The organism is Vibrio sp. OPT18 (assembly GCF_015163615.1).
GTDB classification, from domain to species: domain Bacteria; phylum Pseudomonadota; class Gammaproteobacteria; order Enterobacterales; family Vibrionaceae; genus Vibrio; species Vibrio coralliirubri.
In genome coordinates, this window is sequence record NZ_JADDYK010000088.1 from 107,813 (window position 1) to 129,347 (window position 21,535).

Annotated in this window: 17 protein-coding genes; 16 read left to right on the forward strand and 1 reads right to left on the reverse strand. The window is 45.0% G+C overall.

Going from position 1 to position 21,535, the window contains the following annotated elements:
* Nucleotides 1-401, reverse strand: a 401-nt coding sequence (locus tag IQQ51_RS27610; RefSeq protein ID WP_322632762.1) for a transglycosylase domain-containing protein, incomplete at its 3' end; no start/stop codon positions are given.
* A gap of 151 nt (nucleotides 402-552) precedes the next feature.
* Here IQQ51_RS27610 and pilM point away from each other — a divergent pair.
* The 16 genes from pilM (at nucleotide 553) to IQQ51_RS23020 (ending at nucleotide 21,525) form a co-directional block, all read left to right on the forward strand.
* Nucleotides 553-1,578 carry a type IV pilus assembly protein PilM gene (gene pilM, locus IQQ51_RS22945; protein ID WP_193842207.1) on the forward strand — a complete coding sequence of 342 codons (1,026 nt, stop codon included), beginning with the start codon at nucleotides 553-555 and terminating at the stop codon, nucleotides 1,576-1,578.
* Complete coding sequence (locus tag IQQ51_RS22950) at nucleotides 1,562-2,161, forward strand: PilN domain-containing protein (protein WP_193842208.1); 600 nt, start codon at nucleotides 1,562-1,564, stop codon at nucleotides 2,159-2,161. The genes pilM and IQQ51_RS22950 overlap by 17 nt, the downstream gene beginning before the upstream one ends.
* Nucleotides 2,154-2,783, forward strand: coding sequence for a type 4a pilus biogenesis protein PilO (locus tag IQQ51_RS22955; protein ID WP_193842209.1), 630 nt, complete (start codon nucleotides 2,154-2,156; stop codon nucleotides 2,781-2,783). Before IQQ51_RS22950 ends, IQQ51_RS22955 begins: the two co-directional genes overlap by 8 nt.
* Complete coding sequence (locus IQQ51_RS22960) at nucleotides 2,770-3,288, forward strand: pilus assembly protein PilP (RefSeq protein ID WP_193842210.1); 519 nt, start codon at nucleotides 2,770-2,772, stop codon at nucleotides 3,286-3,288. Before IQQ51_RS22955 ends, IQQ51_RS22960 begins: the two co-directional genes overlap by 14 nt.
* A 35-nt stretch (nucleotides 3,289-3,323) precedes the next feature.
* The gene (locus IQQ51_RS22965; protein WP_193842211.1) at nucleotides 3,324-5,042 is read left to right on the forward strand and encodes a type IV pilus secretin PilQ; all 1,719 of its coding nucleotides are present in this window, start codon (nucleotides 3,324-3,326) and stop codon (nucleotides 5,040-5,042) included.
* 176 nt (nucleotides 5,043-5,218) lie between these two features.
* Entirely contained in the window at nucleotides 5,219-5,737 is a 519-nt protein-coding gene (aroK, locus tag IQQ51_RS22970; protein ID WP_017061125.1) for a shikimate kinase AroK, read from the forward strand.
* A 25-nt stretch (nucleotides 5,738-5,762) separates the two neighbouring features.
* Nucleotides 5,763-6,851 (forward strand): 3-dehydroquinate synthase, encoded by a 1,089-nt coding sequence (aroB, locus tag IQQ51_RS22975; RefSeq protein WP_017061124.1) that lies wholly within the window; start codon nucleotides 5,763-5,765, stop codon nucleotides 6,849-6,851.
* A 79-nt stretch (nucleotides 6,852-6,930) separates the two neighbouring features.
* A complete protein-coding gene (locus tag IQQ51_RS22980; protein ID WP_193842212.1) occupies nucleotides 6,931-8,448 on the forward strand; it encodes an AAA family ATPase in 1,518 nt (505 codons plus the stop codon).
* 69 nt (nucleotides 8,449-8,517) lie between these two features.
* On the forward strand, nucleotides 8,518-9,366 hold the full coding sequence (locus IQQ51_RS22985) for a Dam family site-specific DNA-(adenine-N6)-methyltransferase (protein ID WP_048605377.1): 849 nt from the start codon (nucleotides 8,518-8,520) through the stop codon (nucleotides 9,364-9,366).
* Nucleotides 9,367-9,567: 201 nt separating this feature from the next.
* Entirely contained in the window at nucleotides 9,568-10,242 is a 675-nt protein-coding gene (gene rpe, locus IQQ51_RS22990) for a ribulose-phosphate 3-epimerase (protein ID WP_010435263.1), read from the forward strand.
* A 102-nt stretch (nucleotides 10,243-10,344) separates the two neighbouring features.
* A complete protein-coding gene (locus tag IQQ51_RS22995; RefSeq protein ID WP_050619818.1) occupies nucleotides 10,345-11,031 on the forward strand; it encodes a phosphoglycolate phosphatase in 687 nt (228 codons plus the stop codon).
* A 150-nt stretch (nucleotides 11,032-11,181) separates the two neighbouring features.
* Complete coding sequence (gene trpS / locus IQQ51_RS23000) at nucleotides 11,182-12,198, forward strand: tryptophan--tRNA ligase (RefSeq protein ID WP_016796005.1); 1,017 nt, start codon at nucleotides 11,182-11,184, stop codon at nucleotides 12,196-12,198.
* A gap of 583 nt (nucleotides 12,199-12,781) precedes the next feature.
* Nucleotides 12,782-13,885 carry a porin gene (locus tag IQQ51_RS23005; RefSeq protein ID WP_193842213.1) on the forward strand — a complete coding sequence of 368 codons (1,104 nt, stop codon included), beginning with the start codon at nucleotides 12,782-12,784 and terminating at the stop codon, nucleotides 13,883-13,885.
* Nucleotides 13,886-13,907: 22 nt separating this feature from the next.
* Nucleotides 13,908-17,105 carry an ExeM/NucH family extracellular endonuclease gene (locus IQQ51_RS23010; RefSeq protein ID WP_193842214.1) on the forward strand — a complete coding sequence of 1,066 codons (3,198 nt, stop codon included), beginning with the start codon at nucleotides 13,908-13,910 and terminating at the stop codon, nucleotides 17,103-17,105.
* 113 nt (nucleotides 17,106-17,218) lie between these two features.
* Nucleotides 17,219-20,593 carry an ExeM/NucH family extracellular endonuclease gene (locus IQQ51_RS23015; RefSeq protein WP_193842215.1) on the forward strand — a complete coding sequence of 1,125 codons (3,375 nt, stop codon included), beginning with the start codon at nucleotides 17,219-17,221 and terminating at the stop codon, nucleotides 20,591-20,593.
* 47 nt (nucleotides 20,594-20,640) lie between these two features.
* Nucleotides 20,641-21,525 (forward strand): endonuclease I family protein, encoded by an 885-nt coding sequence (locus IQQ51_RS23020; RefSeq protein ID WP_193842216.1) that lies wholly within the window; start codon nucleotides 20,641-20,643, stop codon nucleotides 21,523-21,525.
* Nucleotides 21,526-21,535: the final 10 nt, after the last annotated feature.

Below are 21,535 nucleotides of genomic sequence, written 5' to 3' on the forward strand. Positions count from 1 at the left end.
TCATTAGATAAGAAGAAGTTACGCGCAAGCTGCTGAGTAATAGTACTCGCACCTTGTTTGGCTGAACCCGACATGGCAACCACGAGTGCTGCACGTGTGATACCGATTGGGTCAATACCTGGGTGTTCATAGAAACGGCTATCTTCGGTGGCAATCAGAGCCTCAACTAAGTGGCGAGGAATCTCGTCATAAGTGACTGGATTACGACGCTTTTCACCGAATTGAGAGATCAGCTTACCGTCTTGACTGAAGACTTGCATCGGCGTTTGGAGTTCTACGTCACGCAAAGTGGCAACATCAGGCAACTCTGGTTTTACGTAATAATAAAACCCGAAAATTGTACTGACTCCAAGAATCATGCAAATCAATGTAAATATGAATAATCGCTTTATGAACTTCACCGGATAATCCCTGATTAGTTAAGGCTGATAAGCAGCAAACCCTTGTACTCTAGGCTAAAAACTTAGCTTTCGTTTATTAACGCTTATTTAACTAATAATCACAACCCCTAGATAATCAACGAAATGCTTGGCACTTCAGGAGCTAGGTCACATGGGTTCATCATTAATTACAGGTATAGATATAAATCATCACAGCATCAAAGCCGTGGTACTAAAACCCGTGGGGGAGTTGTATGCCCTAGTGGGATACAAAGAGCTGCCGATTTCGGACGACATTTTTACAGCTAACCATACTTTGGAGTATCAGAAAACTGTTAAGAAACTTAAAGAACTTAGGAAAGGACTGCCTTTTGGCTGTCGCAACGTCGCCATTTCGGTACCGGATAACACAGTGATCAGCAAAGTACTGCAAATAGAGAGTGAGTTAGAAGACAGAGAAAAAGAGTTTTCTATCTATCAAACCTTCGCCCATCAATCTCCCTTTCCTATTGAGGAGCTGAGTTTAGATTTTGTAAAGCTGGAAGACAAACGATTTGGTAAAGGTTCGACAAGCAGTTATCAGGTATACGCCACTCGTAAGGAAGTGGTGGATAGCCGAGCGGATGCATTAACTAAGGCTGGTTTTAAACCTGTTGTGGTGGATACACAGGCGCATGGACTGCTCAATATCTGGCAATTGGCCTCGCGTCTGTATCCCGCTAAGAAAAACTGGCTGCTGGTGGATGTTGGAATCGACCAAACCTCGCTAGGGGTTATCCCGCAGAATTCGGCGCCTTTCTATAAAGACATCGCCTTTGGCACTCAAGATCTTCGCAGCTCAGATGACCCGAGTGATATCGAGAGCGTGTTCGGTACTATGGAAGAGACACATCAATTCATCGTTAACCTGATTGAGAAGCTCAAGCGTCAATTGCAGCTTTATTCATCGGGAAATGCGCAGCAACCTATCTCAGGGATCTGGCTGATGGGCGAGGGCGCCAGCATTCCTATGGTAACCGAAGAGCTAGAACGTCATTTTCAGCTGAGCTGTGAGTCATTGAATCCTTTGTCTCTGTTTGAGAATAAGGTCGCTAAGAGACGCCGACTGCCGATGGACTGGCAACATTTTGGTATCGCGGCGGGTATGGCGATGAGTGGACTCAAGTGGCAGGGAGAGAAGCATGTTGCATCAAATTAACCTGCTGCCGTGGCGTGATGAGATTCGTGCTCAGCACAAGAAGCGTTTTATCCATCTGGTCATTCTTGGCGTCATCATTGCGTTTATAGGGCAATGGGCGGTTGGTCACTATTTTCACGACCAACAAGCCAAGCAGCAAGCTCGCCTCAATTACCTCAATCAATACATTACTGAGCTCGACCGACAAATTCAGTCGTTAAAAGTCGCAGAGCAAGAACACAAAGCCATTCTGACTCGTCTTGATGTAGTGGAGTCTCTGCAGCTTGGCCGCAATAAGACCACCGACTTTATGAATTTGATGCCGGAGCTGATTCCGGAGGGTGTGTATGTCGACAAGATAAAGATGAATGGTCAGGAGATTGAAATGTCGGGCATCAGCGACAGTACTGCTCGTCTCGCTACCATGTTGGATAACCTCGAGCGTTCAGATTCCCTGAAAGGGGTCGAGATGCACTCTATCGTTCATAATCGCAAGCGCTTCAATAAAGAGTTCCAGACCTTCAAGGTCTCTTTTGTGTTTAGCCCAGTGCCTTTAGACAACACAACCGCGAGCAGGAAAGAGAAGGGGGGGCATCATGGCTAGTTTTCAAAATAGGATTAGTTGGCAAAACAGGATGAGCTTGCAAGATCTCGATGTTGATGAGATCACCGAATGGCCATTGTTGCCTCAGCTTCTCGTGATTTTGGTGTTGATAGTGTTAATCCAAGGTGTTGGCACTTGGCTTTATGTGCTGCCGCTCGACGAGGAACTGCAACAGATGAAGCAACAGGAGCAGACCTTAAAAACGACCTTGAGAATAAAGGCTAATAAGGTTGCAGCCTTGCCTAAGTTGCAGAGCCAGTTGGATGAGTTAACCAGCCGTTACGATTACTTGTTAGAGCAACTGCCCGTTCAAAAGGAGTTGGCGAGCATGTTGGCCTCAGTGAATGAGCTCGGCTTGGATAACTCGCTGACCTTCACGCGAATTGATTGGGGGCAAAAGCAGAACAAGGAGTTCCTCTATCGATTACCTCTCAATATTGAGCTGACAGGTGACTATCACGAGATTGGTGACTTCTCTGCTGCCATCGCCAAGCTGCCGCGCATTATTAGCTTTGATGATGTGAATTGGCAGCGAGTCAGCCAAGAAAGCAGCACGCTGCACTTTAGGGTTCGAGCTTATACCTACCAGTTTAAATCGGGGGTCAATGATGAAACCCAATAGCGCGTTTTACTCAATCGTGTTGCTGCTTGCGTTGTCAGGCTGCAAAGCTAATCAAGACTCACTGCAAGACTTTGTGGCGAAGGTTGAAGCCAAGGCGAGAAAAGACGTCGAGCAACTTGTCCCAGCAACTGAATTCACGGCGGCGACTTATCAGCGCCGATCTTTGCGTCCTCCCTTTGAACTGCCTAAAGAAGCCATTGTGCAAAACCAGCCCTTGGTTAAGAAAGACTGTTGGCAACCCAGCGCCCGTTCTCGTAATGGCAAGTTAGAGAAGTACCCGCTGAGTAAGCTTCGTTTAAGAGGCGTGATGGGCAGTGGCTCAAGCGTGTTTGGCTTAGTGCAAACACCCAAAGGCAACGTGGTAAACGTCAAGAAAGGCCAGTTTATCGGCTTAAACAATGGCCGAGTTACCAAGGTGACGAGCCAATACGTTCAGATTAATGAAACTCTTCCAGATGGCTTAGGTTGTTGGCATAAGCGCAACGTTAGGCTGGCTCTGAAGTAAACCAATGTCACATGATGTGGATATGAGATGTAAATATGATTAAAGGAATAAGTGGATTAGTGAGCAAGGCTCTACAAGGCTTTGTTGTGTCTGTGATGTTGGTTGTTAGCGTGCTCAGCCATGCTGAGAGCTTACCGAACAAATTAGAGAATATTGATTTTAGGGTGAACAAAGATAAAGACGCCGTCATCATTATTGAGCTGGCGACCAGCACCGCTGTGGTGGATGTTCAACGTGCTCAGGAAGGGTTAAGTATCGAATTAATCAATACTCAGGTTGATGATGACAAACTCTACCTATTGGATGTGAAAGATTTTGCTACCTTGGTTGAAGGCATTGAAGTCTATAAAGAGACACCAAGCACTCGGCTTCTAGCGACGATTAGCAATGACTATCAGTACGAATACAACCTAAAGGGGCGCTTTATTGAGGTGGTGATCAGCAAACCGGTTATCGATGACGCGACCAAAGAAAAAAGCGTTCTAGAGAAAGAGGGCAAGCTGATATCGATTAACTTCCAAGATATCCCAGTACGAAATGTCCTGCAGTTGATTGCCGATTACAACGACTTCAATCTCGTGGTGTCTGATTCGGTAGCCGGAAACCTGACGTTACGCTTAGATGGCGTACCTTGGCAGCAAGTTCTCGACATTATCTTGCAAGTTAAAGGCTTGGATAAGCGTGTTGATGGCAATGTTATCTTGGTTGCGCCGAAAGCGGAGCTCGACCTTCGAGAGCAACAAGCATTAGAAAAATCTCGCTTAGAAGAGGAGTTAGGGGAGCTTAAATCGGAAATCATCAAGATTAACTTTGCTAAGGCCACCGACATTGCTGACATGATTGGCGGTGAAGGTGCGGTCAGCATGTTGTCCGATCGTGGTTCAATTACCATTGATGAGCGCACCAACTCACTGCTCATTCGTGAATTGGAAGAAAACATTGCCGTGATACGAGGCATTATTGAATCGTTAGACATTCCCGTGAAGCAGGTACAGATAGAGGCACGTATTGTCACTGTTACCGAGGGTAACCTAGATGAGCTTGGCGTGCGCTGGGGCGTTTCCTCAACCAACGGAAGCTTCACTGTTGGCGGCTCAATCGAAGGCAACCACCCATCAGCGATTACGCCGTATGACGACGATAGCGGCAGCAGCGTGATTGATGACTATCTCAACGTCAATTTAGGGGCAACATCGCCGAACGCCTCGAGTATTGCGTTTCAGGTGGCCAAACTGGGCTCAGATACCTTACTCGATCTTGAACTGTCGGCACTACAACAAGAGTCGAAAGCTGAAATCATTTCCAGCCCACGCTTAATCACCACCAATAAAAAGCCCGCTTATATTGAGCAAGGTACTGAAATTCCTTACTTAGAGTCATCTTCAAGTGGCGCTACATCGGTCGCGTTTAAGAAAGCCGTGTTGAGTCTTAAGGTGACACCGCAGATCACACCCGACAATCGTTTGGTATTGGATTTGAGCGTGACTCAAGATAGACCAGGGCAAGTGGTAAAAACCGGAACCGGTGAAGCAGTCGCAATTGATACGCAAAGAATAGGTACGCAAGTGCTTGTTAATAATGGTGAAACTGTTGTGCTTGGCGGGATATTTCAGCACAGCGTGAGCAGTACGGTGGATAAAGTTCCTCTGTTGGGAGACCTGCCAGTTTTGGGTGCATTATTCCGTCGCAGCTATGAAAATGTGGGTAAAAGTGAGCTACTTATTTTTGTCACACCCAAAGTTGTGATTCAGTAATGAACAATTAGATTAAAAATAAAGTTGCATTAGTGGCACCTAACCTTGATAATTTCGGGTCTTATCACGAATTATCTGTGAGGAATCGGTGCCACGGGCCTTTTAATTTCAGTACTTGTACTGACCTACCTTGTGGCGATGTCATTGAATTAACGTTGTAAATTACTGCTAAAAACATGGCTGAGAAACGCAATATTTTTCTTGTTGGCCCAATGGGCGCCGGCAAAAGTACAATTGGTAGACACCTAGCTTCCCAACTTCATATGGAGTTTCTAGACTCTGACACTGTGATCGAAGAGCGCACTGGCGCAGACATCGCATGGGTTTTTGATGTTGAGGGCGAAGAAGGTTTCCGTAAGCGCGAAGAATCTGTAATCAATGATCTGACAGAAGAACAAGGTATTGTTCTTGCGACAGGTGGTGGTTCAGTGTTGAGCAAAGAAAACCGTAACCGTCTATCTGCACGAGGCATTGTTGTATACCTAGAGACAACAATTGAAAAGCAACTTGCTCGCACTAACCGCGACAAGAAACGCCCTCTACTTCAAACAGACAACCCGCGTGATGTGCTAGAAGATCTAGCTGTATCTCGCAACGCACTATACGAAGAAGTGGCGGACTACACAGTTCGTACTGACGACCAAAGTGCAAAAGTGGTAGCCAACCAGATCGTAAAAATGCTAGAAGAACGTTAAGTTCATTTTTTCGGAGAGCAAACCCATGGAACGGATTACGGTCAATCTAGCTGAGCGTAGCTACCCTATCTCTATTGGCGCCGGGTTATTTGAAGACCCGGCGTACCTTTCTTTTTTATCAGGTAAGCAGAAAGTTGTTGTTATCAGTAATGTGACAGTAGCGCCTCTTTATGCTGATAAAATTTTATCGCTATTGGATCAAGTCGGCTGTCAGACATCTCTTCTCGAGTTGCCAGACGGTGAACAGTACAAAACCCTAGAAACGTTCAATTCAGTGATGAGCTACATGCTTGAAGGAAATTACAGCCGCGATGTGGTGGTGATTGCTTTAGGTGGTGGTGTTATCGGTGACTTGGTCGGTTTTGCTGCCTCTTGTTACCAGCGCGGTATTGATTTCATTCAAATCCCGACGACCCTTCTTTCTCAAGTGGACTCTTCTGTTGGTGGTAAAACCGCAGTAAACCATCCTCTTGGTAAGAATATGATCGGCGCTTTTTACCAACCGAAATCTGTGATCATCGATACCAACTGTTTATCAACGCTTCCAGAGCGTGAGTTTGCAGCGGGCATTGCTGAGGTGATCAAATACGGCATCATTTACGATGAAGCCTTCTTTGATTGGTTGGAGCAGAATCTAGAGAAACTTTATCAACTTGATGAAGAGGCACTGATTACCGCGATTGCTCGTTGTTGTGCAATTAAGGCTGAAGTGGTGGCTCTAGATGAAAAAGAGTCAGGAATCAGAGCGTTATTGAACCTAGGTCATACATTTGGTCATGCGATTGAAGCAGAACTAGGCTATGGTAATTGGCTACATGGTGAAGCTGTGTCGTCAGGCACTGTAATGGCAGCTAAAACAGCTCAATTACAGGGACTGATCTCTCAGCAGCAACTTGAGCGAATTATTTCTATACTCAAGAATGCGAAACTACCAATCCATACGCCAGAAAGCATGTCTTTTGAAGACTTTATGAAGCACATGATGCGCGATAAAAAAGTGCTGTCTGGTCAGTTGCGTTTGGTATTACCAACAAGTATTGGTACTGCTGAAGTGGTTGCTGATGTGCCTCAAGACATCATTAAACAAGCGATCGATTTCTGCCGTACTCTTTAAATTTGGTTGTGAGGTTGCCTAGCTAAACTCTAGGCAACTGAAGCGTTTTACTGATCGATCTTATCAGTAGGGATCCCCAATGAGTTTGGCTCATGAATTAAGAGTATTAGAGTTAGAATCTCAAGTTGAGCTGCTAGAGCGCTTACAGCTTTTGACTAACTTTGGTTCAAACCTTGTGACGGTGGCTGGCAAAGCTGGCTCTGGCCGATCTTGGTTAGCTCAGCGTTATCTTGAAGCATGGTCGACAGAAAAAAATCAGTGTTTACTGCTTTGTCATCCAAGCCAAGACGATCAACAACGCCGCGCGCTTATTCTTAGCCAAATTGTTTCTGATCCCCTGTTTAATCAACATGATTCTTTATCTGATAGCCTGACAAGGTTACTGGATGGAGAGCCGTGTAATGTGGTTATCGTCGTTGATGATGCCCAACGACTTTCTGAGCTATTGGTATCCGAATTATGGATGTTGGTACTGGAAGCTCAATCAAACCCTCAATGGACGATCAATATCGTTCTCTTCTCGGAACCTGGCCACTTAGATACGTTATTAACGCGTTTGAGTTACGGTCAACAACACAAGCCTATCGATCTTGAGATCGATGACCTTTCGCAACCAGAAGCTGAACATTTCTTTGAATCACTGGTGATTCGATATGTTGATGATGAGTCTGAAACTCGCGTGCGACGTGCGTTTAATAAAGCGCAACCTCTGCCCGGTGAGTTAATGGCTTTAGGAGAATTGAAAGTGGAAAAAAGGATTATTATTCGCTCAATTATTGGCTCACCCATCAATATCGCGATTGTGGTGGCCTTGTTGTTGATTTTAATTGGTGGTGGTTATTGGTGGATGTTCAGTCAACCAACACCAGACGATAAAGCGCAGTCGCTTATCGCACCGATTGAACAGACGGCTATTCCAACCTTTGAAGTGGAAAGCGGCACTGAACAAACTGGTGTTGATGGAGCTGTTGATTCTGAAGCTGAAACCGACATGAGTTACCAAGGTGCCGATGATGATAGTTCGTCTCTGCCACCGACTGTCGTTGAAGATACCGCGAGTGTTGGAGAAGTCGAACAAGATCAGCAGCGTGTCGTAATCACCTCTGATGTGGTTGATGCCTTGCTTGATGATAAACCTGAAAGTGCTGATACCAGTGCGATTGATGCTGCTGTTGAAGAAAACACGGGTGCCGCGGTGAGTTCGCAGTCAGATGCAGACAAAGTGGAGTCACAGCCTTCAGCCGATGAAGCAGCAGACCTAACCCAGTCCACACCACCGACTAAGAAAATCACCTTCTCATTTTCTCGCGAAGAGTTACAAGCTATCTCGCCGCGAGCTTATACTTTGCAGTTGAGTGCGATGACCTCATTGGACGACGTACAGTCTTTCATTGAAGAGTATGACCTTGAGAACAAGGTTCGTATTTACCCAACACTTCGCAACGACACCAAGTGGTTTATTATCACTTATCAAGATTACCCAACGATTCAAGTGGCGAGAGACGCGGTAAGTGCGTTATCAAAACCCCTTCAACAGTTGGAACCTTGGGCAAAATCGATGAATCAAGTGCATCGAGAGATAGAACGTGCGAAATAACCCTGAGCTTAGCCTCAAAATATGTTACATTCCGCAGCCTTATTTTTGAGTTGATAGATAGAGCAGTAAATGAAAAAGCAGCGTGCCTTTCTAAAATGGGCTGGTGGTAAATATGGCCTAGTTGAAGACATCCAACGTCACCTGCCACCTGCTCGTAAATTGGTAGAACCGTTTGTCGGTGCTGGCTCAGTATTTCTGAATACTGACTTTGAACAGTACCTGCTTGCAGATATCAACCCAGATCTTATCAACCTGTACAACCTACTTAAAACCGATCCTGAAACTTACATCACGGAAGCGAAGCGCTGGTTCTGTCCTGAGAACAACCGCAAAGAAGCCTTCTTAGATATTCGCGCTGAGTTCAATGGCACAGATAACGTCATGTATCGTTCGTTGGCTTTCTTGTATATGAACCGATTTGGCTTCAATGGCCTATGTCGTTACAACAAGAAGGGCGGTTTTAACGTTCCATTTGGTTCTTATAAAAAACCTTACTTCCCAGAAGCTGAGCTGGAGTTTTTTGCCGAGAAAGCGAAAAAAGCCACCTTCGTCTGTGAGGGATACCATGAAACCTTTAGCCGCGCGCGCAAAGGCTGTGTGGTTTACTGCGATCCTCCATACGCACCACTGTCGAACACGGCTAACTTTACCTCTTACGCAGGTAATGGCTTTAGCTTAGATGACCAAGCTGCACTGGCGGATGTTGCTGAAAAAGCAGCGATGGAACGCGGTATTCCTGTTTTGATTTCAAACCACGATACGACATTAACTCGTCGTTTATATCATGGGGCGGAGTTGAACGTGGTTAAGGTGAAACGCACCATCAGCCGTAATGGCGCTGGTCGTAATAAAGTTGATGAGCTATTGGCGCTTTTCCATAAAGAGAAAAACCAGCAGCACGCATCAGCGGAACAGTAATGGTCAGAATATCCGCCAAACTCATTAAATTGAGTGACCAACGGATACTTTCTTAAACTAATCTTTTGAACTGCTAGGATCTGCTTAGGTGCTTAGGTAGAATTGCACACCAAATAGTCTTGGGATTGAGTCTTGTATTTGTGTATGAGATGTCACCAAGGCGGTGATATTCGCAATTTACTCACTCTTAAGAGGTTTGGTATGAAAGATTTTCTAATCGCTCCATCGATTTTGTCTGCAGATTTTGCTCGTCTTGGTGAAGACGTAGAAAAAGTACTCGCAGCTGGTGCTGATGTTGTGCACTTCGATGTGATGGACAACCACTACGTACCTAACCTGACTTTTGGCGCGCCTATCTGCAAAGCGCTGCGCGACTACGGTATTACGGCTCCTATCGATGTTCACCTTATGGTTAAGCCAGTAGACAGCATCGTGCCTGAGTTTGCTAAAGCCGGCGCATCAATGATTACCTTCCACGTTGAAGCATCAGAGCACATCGATCGCACTCTACAGCTAATCAAAGAGCACGGTTGTAAAGCGGGTGTGGTTCTTAACCCTGCAACACCGCTTTCTTGCCTAGATTACATCCTAGACAAAGTCGACATGATTCTACTGATGTCTGTGAACCCAGGCTTCGGTGGTCAATCTTTCATTCCTCACACGCTAGATAAACTACGTGCTGTTCGTAAGCTAATTGACGAATCAGGTCGTGACATTCGCCTTGAGATTGATGGCGGCGTGAAGGTGGATAACATCCGTGAAATCGCAGAAGCGGGCGCAGATATGTTCGTTGCGGGTTCTGCTATCTTCAACCAACCGGATTACAAAGAAGTGATTGATGAGATGCGTGCAGAGCTTGCAAAAGTAAACGCATAATCGTAAAACTACAGATAGATTGAATATTAAGGGGCTAATTTGCCCCTTTTTTACGTCTTATAGCTCAACTCATAAGACGAACATAATAAATAGGAAAGTAAGATGTCATTAAGCTCAATAAAACTGATCGCCTTTGATTTAGATGGAACCTTGTTAGATAGCGTGCCTGACTTGGCCGTTGCCGCTGACCAAGCTTGTCAGGAGTTGGGCTTCCCTTCAGTGACCGAAGAACAAGTTCGCGACTACGTAGGTAATGGTGCTGATGTTCTTATCGGACGTTCACTCAGCCGTAACCTGACGGTTGACCCAAGCCTTGAGCCAGAGCTATTGAAAAAAGCGCGCATCCTGTTTGATGATTTCTACGAGCAGGGCGGTCACAAGCTAAGTCACCTTTACCCATCGGTTAAAGAGACGTTGGCTGAGCTGGATAAAGCCGGCTTCACTATGGCGCTGGTTACCAACAAGCCTTCGAAGTTTGTACCAGACGTTCTGGCGCAACACGGTATTGATAAGTACTTTGTTGATGTGTTGGGTGGCGATTCTTTCCCAGAGAAAAAACCGAACCCAGTCGCGCTGAACTGGTTGCTAGAAAAGCACAATGTTAAAGCGGAAGAGATGCTGATGGTTGGTGATTCAAGCAACGACATTAAAGCGGCTAAGAATGCAGGCTGTCACTCGTTTGGTTTGACTTACGGTTATAACCACGGCGAGCCGATTTCAGCATCAAACCCTGACTATGTCGCGGATAACGTCGCGCAATTACTAGATGTCGTTCTAGTTTCAGCATAAAGCGGACAAAAGTTAGCTAACCTACTAGCAAAATACTTATCAATGAGTACACTGGATGAGCCGTACAGAAGAGCTGTGCGGCTTTTCTATATTTAAGTTAAGAAGCTAAGCGTTCAATAAACTTAGCGAATAAGCAAAGGAATTAAAACCATGAGCAAGCCCATCGTATTGAGTGGTGTTCAACCATCTGGTGAACTAAGTATCGGTAACTACTTGGGTGCTCTACGTCAATGGCAACAGATGCAAGATGATTACGATTGCCAATACTGTGTTGTAGACCTTCACGCGATTACGGTTCGCCAAGATCCGAAAGCACTGCATGAAGCGACTCTAGACGCACTAGCAATCTGTCTTGCTGTCGGTGTTGATCCAAAGAAGAGCACGCTATTTGTTCAGTCTCACGTACCAGAGCATGCTCAACTTGGTTGGCTTCTTAACTGTTACACGCAAATGGGTGAACTGAGCCGTATGACTCAGTTTAAAGATAAGTCTGCACGTCACTCAAACGACGTAAACGTAGGCCTATACGACTACCCAGTGTTGATGGCCGCAGACATCCTGCTTTACGGCGCTCACCAAGTGCCTGTAGGTAGCGACCAGAAACAACACTTAGAGCTAGCGCGTGATATCGCAACTCGCTTTAACAACATCTACGGTCCTGAAACGCCAATCTTCCAAGTACCAGAACCTTACATTCCAACAGTGAATGCACGTGTAATGAGCCTGCAAGACGCGACGAAGAAGATGTCTAAGTCGGATGACAACCGTAAGAACGTGATTACTCTGCTAGAAGAGCCTAAGTCGATCATCAAGAAGATCAACAAAGCGCAAACCGATGCAGAAACACCACCACGCATTGCTCACGATTGGGAAAACAAAGCGGGTATCTCTAACCTAATGGGTCTGTACTCTGCAGCGACGGGTAAAACGTTCGAAGAGATCGAAGCGCAGTACCAAGGCGTTGAAATGTACGGTCCGTTTAAGAAAGACGTAGGCGCAGCACTGGTTGAGATGCTTGAGCCGATTCAAGCTGAATATCACCGTATCCGTGCTGACCGTGCTTACATGGACGCAGTAATGAAAGCAGGTGCTGAAAAAGCCTCTGAGCGTGCTGCAGTGACACTGAAAAAAGCATACGAAGCAGTAGGTTTTGTTACTCGCCCATAGCTTAAACGCTCAAGTTAACCACCAAAGCCCTTGCCTAGTGCAGGGGCTTTTTTGTTTCTATTGATTTTATTTTACAAAGAGATGTATTCATCATTTCAATGGATAACGGTAGTAATTAATATATATATTTGTAAGCGTGCGAAATCAAATACACCTTAATTGTTATGTTATACCAATTTATACACTCCAAATTGGATGTTATTAATAATTTTATTAACACCCAGTTAATTAATTTTCTGAGATCTATAGCAATATTTTTATAATTTAGATGCAATGCTCTATTACACTTCACTCATTCTGTTGAATTTATAACCACTCTCATAATATTCACGACATAAATGTGAAATAAATCTCATTTATTGTGGCTATTGCTTTATCTAGTTACATAAAAGTAAGAGATTACACAGGTTTAATATAAATAAGTAAGTTTGGCTACATTCAGAATCACCTTGGTGAATCTGTTCTTTTTGTGCGTAAATTTCAGCTGAAATCATATTTATAAAATTAACGGGTGAAATTATTACACGCTAACTGGATTTGGAACGATATTCCATTACTAGTGTTGAATTTAAGGAAATAAGTGATGTTAAAAAGAAATGCAGTGGCGCTAGCAATTTCTTCTTTATTCATGGCATCGGCAGTAAATGCTGTAACCATCTATGAAGATGAAAATGGTGACTTCGTAAAACTCTATGGTGAGGTCGGTGTTGGTGGTCATATCGGTGCTAACTATGAATATGGTGAGTTTTATGCAGATCAAACTTTCATTGATGACTCATTCGCAACAATGGGTGTGAAAGGAAAAAATGACAAGATGCACTATCGCTTAGAGTTGGACTATGAGCGTGAGAACTGGAAAGGCGGTTCAGGAGACATGGTTCTGGCGATCGATAAAGTCTTTATTGGATACGATCTGTACAAGACCAAGAACCAAGAGCACTACGTAGAGGTAGGTCTAACCGATACTGCATTTGATGACTACGACAAGTGGGGTGATTTCACTTTCGATACCACGGTTGAAACCGGTGAAGCGGGTGACCAAGACATGACGGCTAAGTATGAAGGCAAATACTTTGGAGCGATCAAAGTTGGCGCTTCGTACACCAACCGTGCTGAGTCTTCTTCTGGCTCTGAGCTTGGTGAAGTGGTTAGTGGTTACATTGGCTACTTTGGCGATCACTTTTCTTTGGTTGCAGGTGCAGAAGGTCGCGGTGGTTCTGATGGTAAATCAAAGTACGGTGAGCAGCGCCTACTAGGTGCAGGTGCACGCCTTGCTGTGACAGAAACATTCCACCTTGGTGTAAATACATTCTACGAAGAAGAAGATATTGGCGAATGTACTTTATGGCAAGAGGATGATTTTACTGGAGAAAGACAGTGTATTGGTGTGTTTAATGAGTATGAAACTCAAGAGAATAAAGGTTACCTTGCGTCTGCTAAATATCAGCTGACAGACAACTGGGAGTTCACTGCATCATACAACTTCGAAGAGTATGAGAAGTGGGCGATTGATAACCGTAACGAGCAAACGGCCAGTGGAAATGATAAGTACAGCTGGGGCGATGAGCGTGTATGGAGCACGTTCGGTGTTAACTACCGTCCTACACCTTCTAGCGTGATTGCGCTTGAGTGGAACACTGGTGAAGCAGCACAAGATGCTTACGCTTACGCGCGTGTTTACTTCTAATTAAATCATAGAGATATCGATAATGAACAAAAAAATGACTCTACTTGCTGGTGCGATTAGTAGTGTGCTTAGCGGTGCTGCGCTAGCGGATATCAATAATATTCTGATTACAGAATATGTAGAATCGAGCGTTGATAGCTATGCAATTAACAGTGCCATTGAAATTAGCAATACCGGTACAACGCCATTCACGTTTACTGATCACGCTCTGTATTATAGCGGTTACAAGAATAAAGTTTTAAAGCCGGATGATGCAACTCCAGTATTAAAAGATGTCACCATTGCGGCAGGTGAGAGTATTGTTGTTGTGGGCGATAACGCGACTTCTGATTTGAAAGATGCGGTTGCAGCTAATGGTGCGACGATAGTGTATTCAGGCAGTTACGGCGGCATTGGGCATGACGCACTGAACTTTAACGGTGATGATCCTGTATGGATTGGTGCAGATGATAACCCAAACACCATTCACGACATTATTGGTGTTAGCGGTTCAACTTGGGGTAAAGAGGTTACTTTGCGTCGTACAAACGATGCAACAACGCCAGACAGTTCGTATGTAGAACTGCATTGGGCTAACGTAGGTACCGATGTTTACGAAGACCTCGGTAAGCTGACTCTTGAAGAGCCACCAACGCCGCCACCGCCGCCAATAGAAGTCACAATCGCTGAAGTGCAGGGCGTTGGTAAGTTCTCTCCTCTGGTTGAAGCAGAGTTTGGAACGCCATTAAAAGAAGACAAATTTTATGAGACAGAAGCGTCATACAAACTAACAGCGTATGTTGGTTACGTATTGCCAAGTGCTGGAAGTGGTCTTTCTAAAGGTTTCTTCCTTTACGATCACGATGGCAACCCGTTGACCTCAGATGGTCTGTTTGTATTCTCAAGCACTCAACCCGCCGTCGGTACAGAAGTGACTGTGGTTGGTACTGTTCGTGAATATTTTGGTCAAACACAGTTTAATATGTCAGGAAACTGGGTAGAAACTGGCAATAGCGTTAATCCTCCTAGCCCTGTTGAGTTAAAACGTCTTCCAGAAGATGGTGCTTCTTTTGCAAATACGTTAGAGCGTCATGAGGGTATGCTCGTCAAACTTGTTGATGACATGGATGACAACAAAGACGGCAACCAAGATATGCGTGTAACTCGTGCATTTGCTTTCGACTTCGAGCTTTACCATAAAGGCCAGTTCCGTAATAATTTGGCTCTAGCGTATGAAACACCGAACTTCCACCCGAACCAAGAGTATGTTGCAGGCAGTTTTGAATCGATCGCTAAGATTGAACAAAACCGCGATGCCACTCTGTTCCTAGATAGTGAAAAAACACCAAGTAACGGTAAGATCCCTTACTACGCAAACTTCAGCTACGATAATCCAATTCGTATTAATGATGGTATTAAAAACGTAGAAGGTGTGATTGCCTATACCTACGATGAATACCGCTTAGTAGTGAAAGATCCTACGGTTGGTGGTTATCAGATGACAAGTGCTGATATTACTCCTAACACACCACGTCCAGTTTCAAGCTCTGGTGAGTATGACATTGTTAATGAAGAGTACGATGCAGGCTTTACGGTGAAAGTGGCGACACAAAACGTGTTGAACCTGTTCAACTCACCATACGGTGGCAGTGCGAACCAGCATGGTGACAACCGTGGCGCTGAGTCGGAAGAAGAGTACGAGCTACAGAAAGCTAAAATCGTTGAAGCTATCTACGGTCTAGACGCAGATATTCTTGGCTTGATGGAAATCGAGAACAATGGCTTTGGCGACTTTGGTGCAATCAAGACGCTACTTGCTTCTGTTAACGCAAAATACAATGAAGAAGATTACGCGAAGCGCGGTGACCAAGATTCTATCCACAATCGTTATGTATTCGTTGGTTTCGATAAGAATGGCGATACCATTTTGGATCACAACGACACCATTGGTACCGATGCAATCACGTCGGGTGTGATTTACCGTCCGTCTAAAGTTTCGATTGTGTCAGGTAAAATTATTCAAATGCCTGAGCAGCACGCTCCGCTAGTGGAATACCCTGATGGTGGTGCGATTATTGATGGTGACGGTGCAGTTCGTGAAAGTGGTGACAACTATCAACGTAATACAGTGGCGGCGACCTTCCATGTTCTAAATACAGGCAAACGTCTAACTGTTGCGATTAACCACTTGAAATCAAAAGGTTCGACTTGTCATGAAGACTGGGTTGGTTGGGAAACTTGGGCTGATTTCGATCCGGTAAATGATGATGTTCGCAACGATGACTACCAAGGTTCGTGTGAAAACTTCCGTGTATCGGCTGCATACCAGTTAGGTACAGAGATGGCAAAAATTGGTGGTGACCAGGTGGTGTTGGGTGACATGAACTCATACACCTACGAAGATCCAATGCTTGTACTTACTGAGAACCCAACTGGCAAAGACATTTACGCATCAAGCTACACCTTTGTTGGTGATGAAGTATTTGAAAAGAATGGTCAAAAGATCACGACAACATTTGGCTACCTAAATGCGGTTGACTTGAAAACCCCAGCTGGCAAAACCGCTTGGAGTTACTCATACAACAACGAGATTGGTTCTCTGGACCACCTTTTAATCACGCCTTCATTGAAAGAACGTTTGGTGGATGCGGCTGACTGGCATATCAATGCGGCTGAATCTTCATTGAATGACTACAGCAACTACAAGAAAGCATCTGATGAGGTTTCTAACCCATTCGCTAGAGAAACACCAATTCGTTCTTCAGACCACGATCCAGCAATGGTATCGCTAGGTTACAAGTATGGCGAAGCAGGTGAGTCGAATGTGAATATTGCTGTGAAGAGCGGTCGTGCTGATATCGCATTCCCAGTTTCGGCTGACGCGAAATCTGGTGATGTTGCTGAAATATCTATCTCTCCACGTCCACAAAATATTTCTCTACCGAAAGTGACATTGAGTCAAGACGGTGCACAAACAGTAATGTTTGACGTGGTTGGTCTTGATACGGGTACTTACACGATTTCCATGAAGCTAATGGGAGACCGTGTGGCTGCACAAAATGCTGGTGCATCTTCGTCTCAAGTTATTGAGTCAATGATAATGACTACCAACATTAGCAAGCAAGACTCAACCAATGTGTCGCCTGTGACTCCTGAATACGATGGTTCAGGTGGTAGCTTCGGCTTCGGTGCTCTGTTGTCACTGATTGGTCTTGGTTTCCTACGCCGTCGTCGTCAGTAATTGATAAAAGGGTTAGTAATTTTTACTAACCCTTTCTTTTGAGTAAGGCTAAGGAAACGCAGCGTTCACTTGGCTGATATGGATATAAATCTGTTTACCTTTGAGGTTCAAACATGAAAAAAAGTTTAATAGCGATTGCTGTTGGTGCGGTTATCGCGCCTATAGCAAATGCGAATGTCATCATCTCTGAGATCACTGAAGGGTCAGGGAGCAATAAAGCAATTGAAATTGCCAATGTCGGTTCTTCCTCCGTAACTTTAGATGGATATACCGTAGACCTTGCCCCAAATGGAGGAGACTGGAATAACAGCCAACCTTTGGATGGCGTAACACTGGCTTCAGGTCAAACTTATGTCATCGTTAACGCGAGTGCGGTTGATGAACTAAAAAGTAAAGGAGATGTTGAATCTACCGTTACTTACTTCAATGGTAATGATGCTGTAGCCGTGCGAAACAATGGCAGTGTCGTTGATATCGTCGGTGCTGGTGACGGCCAAGACTTTAATAAAGACGTTACATTACGCAGAACAGATCTGTCTCCAAGCACAACTTATGATGCAAGTAAGTTTGAAGCTGTAGATATGAATGATTGGAGTGATTTTGGCAAGGTTGAGCTCGGTAGCGGTGCTGGTGAAGTAGTCATTACTGAATACGTAGAAGGCAGTTCGAACAATAAGGCGATTGAACTCTACAACAATGGCTCTGAAGATATTGATTTAACAGGCTACAAACTTGTTCGTTATAAAGATGGCGATGTAAGCCCATTGGATATGGTGAGCCTTGATGGACAAACATTACCAGCGAACTCTGTATTGGTTGTACTGCATGATTCTGCAGATATCACACTAGATGACGGCGTAAGCTCTATTACGGGTGGTTTGTATCACAATGGTGGTGATGCCGTTGGTCTGTTCAATGGTGATAGCCTAGTTGATGTTGTTGGCGCGGTTCCGACGGCGAGTGGTTGGGGTAAAGATGTCACTTTGCAAAGAAATGGCACATCACCGTCAGCGACTTACAATGAATCGAACTGGACAGAGCTAGCGAAAGACACATTTGATGGCCTAGGCAAAGTCAACGGTTCGGTCGACCCTGCTCCAGATCCGGACCCAGATCCATCACCAGATACACTGATCAGTCAGCTTCAAGGTGACTCTTGGGCTTCTCCATACACAGACCCAGCCAATGGTAAATTCATCTCTGATGAAAGCTTTACCGTTGAAGGGGTTATCACTGCGATTCAAAGTGAAGCGCTTGATGGTGATGTTGTTGTCGGTTTCTACATGCAAGATGAAACGCCAGATAGCGATCCGAAAACCTCTGACGGCATCTTTGTAGTCGGTGATGTAACAGGCTTAAGTGTGGGTGATAAGGTTCAGGTAACTGGTCCTGTCGAGGAAAACTTTGGTTGGACTCAAATTCCTGCGACAGCGATTAAAGCAGTAGGCACTGGCTCGGTATCGGCTGTGAACATTGAGCAAATTGCCTCAGACTCGGAGTTCGATTTCACGTTAGAGCGTCATGAAGGCATGCTGGTTAACCTAACTTCTGCGGTTGATATGCGCGTTTCACGTAGCTACAGCTTGGATGAAGGACCTCAGCGTTACAACCTCGTTCTTAGCCAAGGCAAAGCTAGTGTTCACCCGAACCAAGCGAATTTCCCGGGTACTGACGAAGCTGCAAAAGCAGCGGACTGTAACGATGATGCTCGCCTCGTGGTTGAGTCATTTAAGAAAGATACGGTTGGTGCTCCGGCATGGTACCCAGACTTTGCTAAAACCGACATTGACCAAAATGGGTCGACAGAAGATTTTATTCGCGTTGGCGACCGAGCAAGTAACCTTCAAGGTGTGCTTGGATACTCTTACTCAGACTACCGCTTCTACGTAACAAAAGAGGCGAACAATGATACTTTTATTGCACGTGGTAATAACCGTGACTTAGCACCTAAAGTTGATGCGGGTGACGTTCGTATTGCAACGTTTAACGCCCAAGAGTTTTTCAATAGCTTGCAGGGTGGCGGTGAGAGCAATGACTTCTTAGCATTTGATGCTACACCTGGAGCGCAAGATTTAACTCAGTTTGATCACCAAACAGCGAAGCTTGTTGCTGCGTTAACTGCATTGGATGCTGACATCGTTGGTTTGATGGAAATTGAAAACAACGGCTTTGAAGAAAGCTCAGCGATTTCTTACCTAGTAACTCAGCTTAATGCTGATCTTCCTGAGGCTAAGCAGTACAACATTGCTAGCCGTGAAGGACTAACAACGGTAGGTGAGCTAGCGACAGCGAACTTTGTTATTTTCCGTCCGAGTACAGTTGGTTTAGATTCGCTACAAGTGATTCCTATGCCGAAGCAAGAAGCGGAAAACGGTGAGTTTACGACTCAGCATGCAGCGGTTGTACCGGTATTCTCATTCAAAGATCGTGAAGAGAAACTTGTGGTTGCAGTAAACCACTTTGCTGATAAAGACCAAATTTGTCTAGAAGATACATCGGATGACGATCGCCAAGGCGGTTGTGAGAATCTACGTGTATCTGCTGCGGATTACCTAGGACAGAAGTTGGCTGAGATGGAAGGCGAAAAAGTCATTCTTGGTAGTCTAAATGCCTTTAATAACGAGGATGCTATCACAGTACTGACAGATCGTTCTGGCGCACCTGAAAATTACGAGATCAAGACGGCTGAGAAGACCTTTTTAGGGGAAGAGTCTCTGCATGAAGAAGGCGTGGTTGTTGCCGATAGCTATGGCTTTGAAAACGTAATGGAGATTGTAGATCCAAATAGCTACAACGTAGTTCAAGGGGATGAGAATGGCAGTCTCGATTACATTCTGACCTCTGCGGGACTTAAGTCAAAAGTTATTGGTGCAACCCATTGGAATATCAATGCGGGTGAATCTCAAACACTGGATGCTAAGCATGAACTTGGTCAAGCGTACTCTGACTCGTTCCGCGCAGCAGGGCATGATCCAGTTGTACTATCTATCGCCTTTGCGGGTAAACCAATTGATCCTGTTGACCCAGTATTCCCTGATCCAGACCAACCTGTGCAGCCGGGTACACCAGTCGAGCTTCCTGATGAGCCAATTAACGAACCCCGCCCACAGGCTCCTATCGGTGGTGGTACCTTTAACCACTTTGTGGATCTGACTCAGTATTCAAACTCCGCTTATCTGAAAGTTGGAGATGAAGTGTCGGTGAGCTTCAACAATGCAACACAGGCGTTTGTCGCGACCTCTTCAAATGTTCAAAAAGACGTGCTTGACCAATTTGAGATTGCACTTGGCTGGACGGAGGTACCTATCTCAGGTCTAGAAGTAGGTGAATACACCGTGACTACGGCTGTTGAGGGGCAGGTGATTGAAACGCAACAAGTGTCGATTACTCAAATGAGTGATTCTGGCAGCGATGGTGGTTCATTTGGCTTAGGTGGTCTATTGAGCCTACTAGGGCTTGGCTTCCTACGTCGTCGTTTTAACAAATAACTTCATTGCATTAAGGAGTAGGGGCCTCGTCGCCCCTAATGAAAAGTATGAAAAAGACACTACTGACTTTACTTATCCCGTGTGCATTCAGTGTTAATGCGGCATATGAACAAGCACATGATCCCCATGTTGTTGGCACGCTACCTAAGGTAACTTGTCAAACAACGATAGTGGAGCCACCAGTTCCACCGGGTGAAGTACACAACCCTGATGGCTACTACGATAGCGCATTGAACAAAACGGGCGATGAGCTGAAAGAAGCACTGAACAACATTATCTCAACGGGGATTACACAGCTCTCTTATGGTGACGTATGGGATGCTCTCGCTACGACTGATGAAGATCCAAACAACAGTAGTAACGTAATTCTGATGTATACCGGTCGCTCACAGCTGAAAACATTTACCAGCAGCGGCAACAACGATGGTGATGCTTGGAACCGTGAGCACAGTTACCCTAAATCGAATGGTGAGTTCAATGATAGTCGTGCTGCAGCATATACGGACATTCATCACCTTCGACCAACGGACGCGTCTATCAACTCTGAGCGCGGTAACCTAGAGTTTGATAATGGTGGTTCGCCAACTTCAGAATCTCCAGAAGTAGGTAACTTAAAAGACGGCGATTCATTTGAGCCTCGTGAGGAAGTGAAGGGTGATGTTGCTCGTATGATGTTCTACATGGCAACTCGCTATGAAGGCAAAGATACCAGCGATGTCTCTAACCCAGATCTTGAACTTGTGCCGAGCGTAACTAATAACGGCACTGCTTTAGGTAATGTTTGTGTACTTCTAGAATGGAATGAGCAAGACCCAGTTGATCACTTTGAATTCAACCGCAACAGCAAAATTCAAAAGATTCAGGGCAACCGTAACCCATTCGTAGATAATCCTCATTGGGGGGATACTATCTTCGAGAAAGATTGTAAGTAATCTTAGCAAA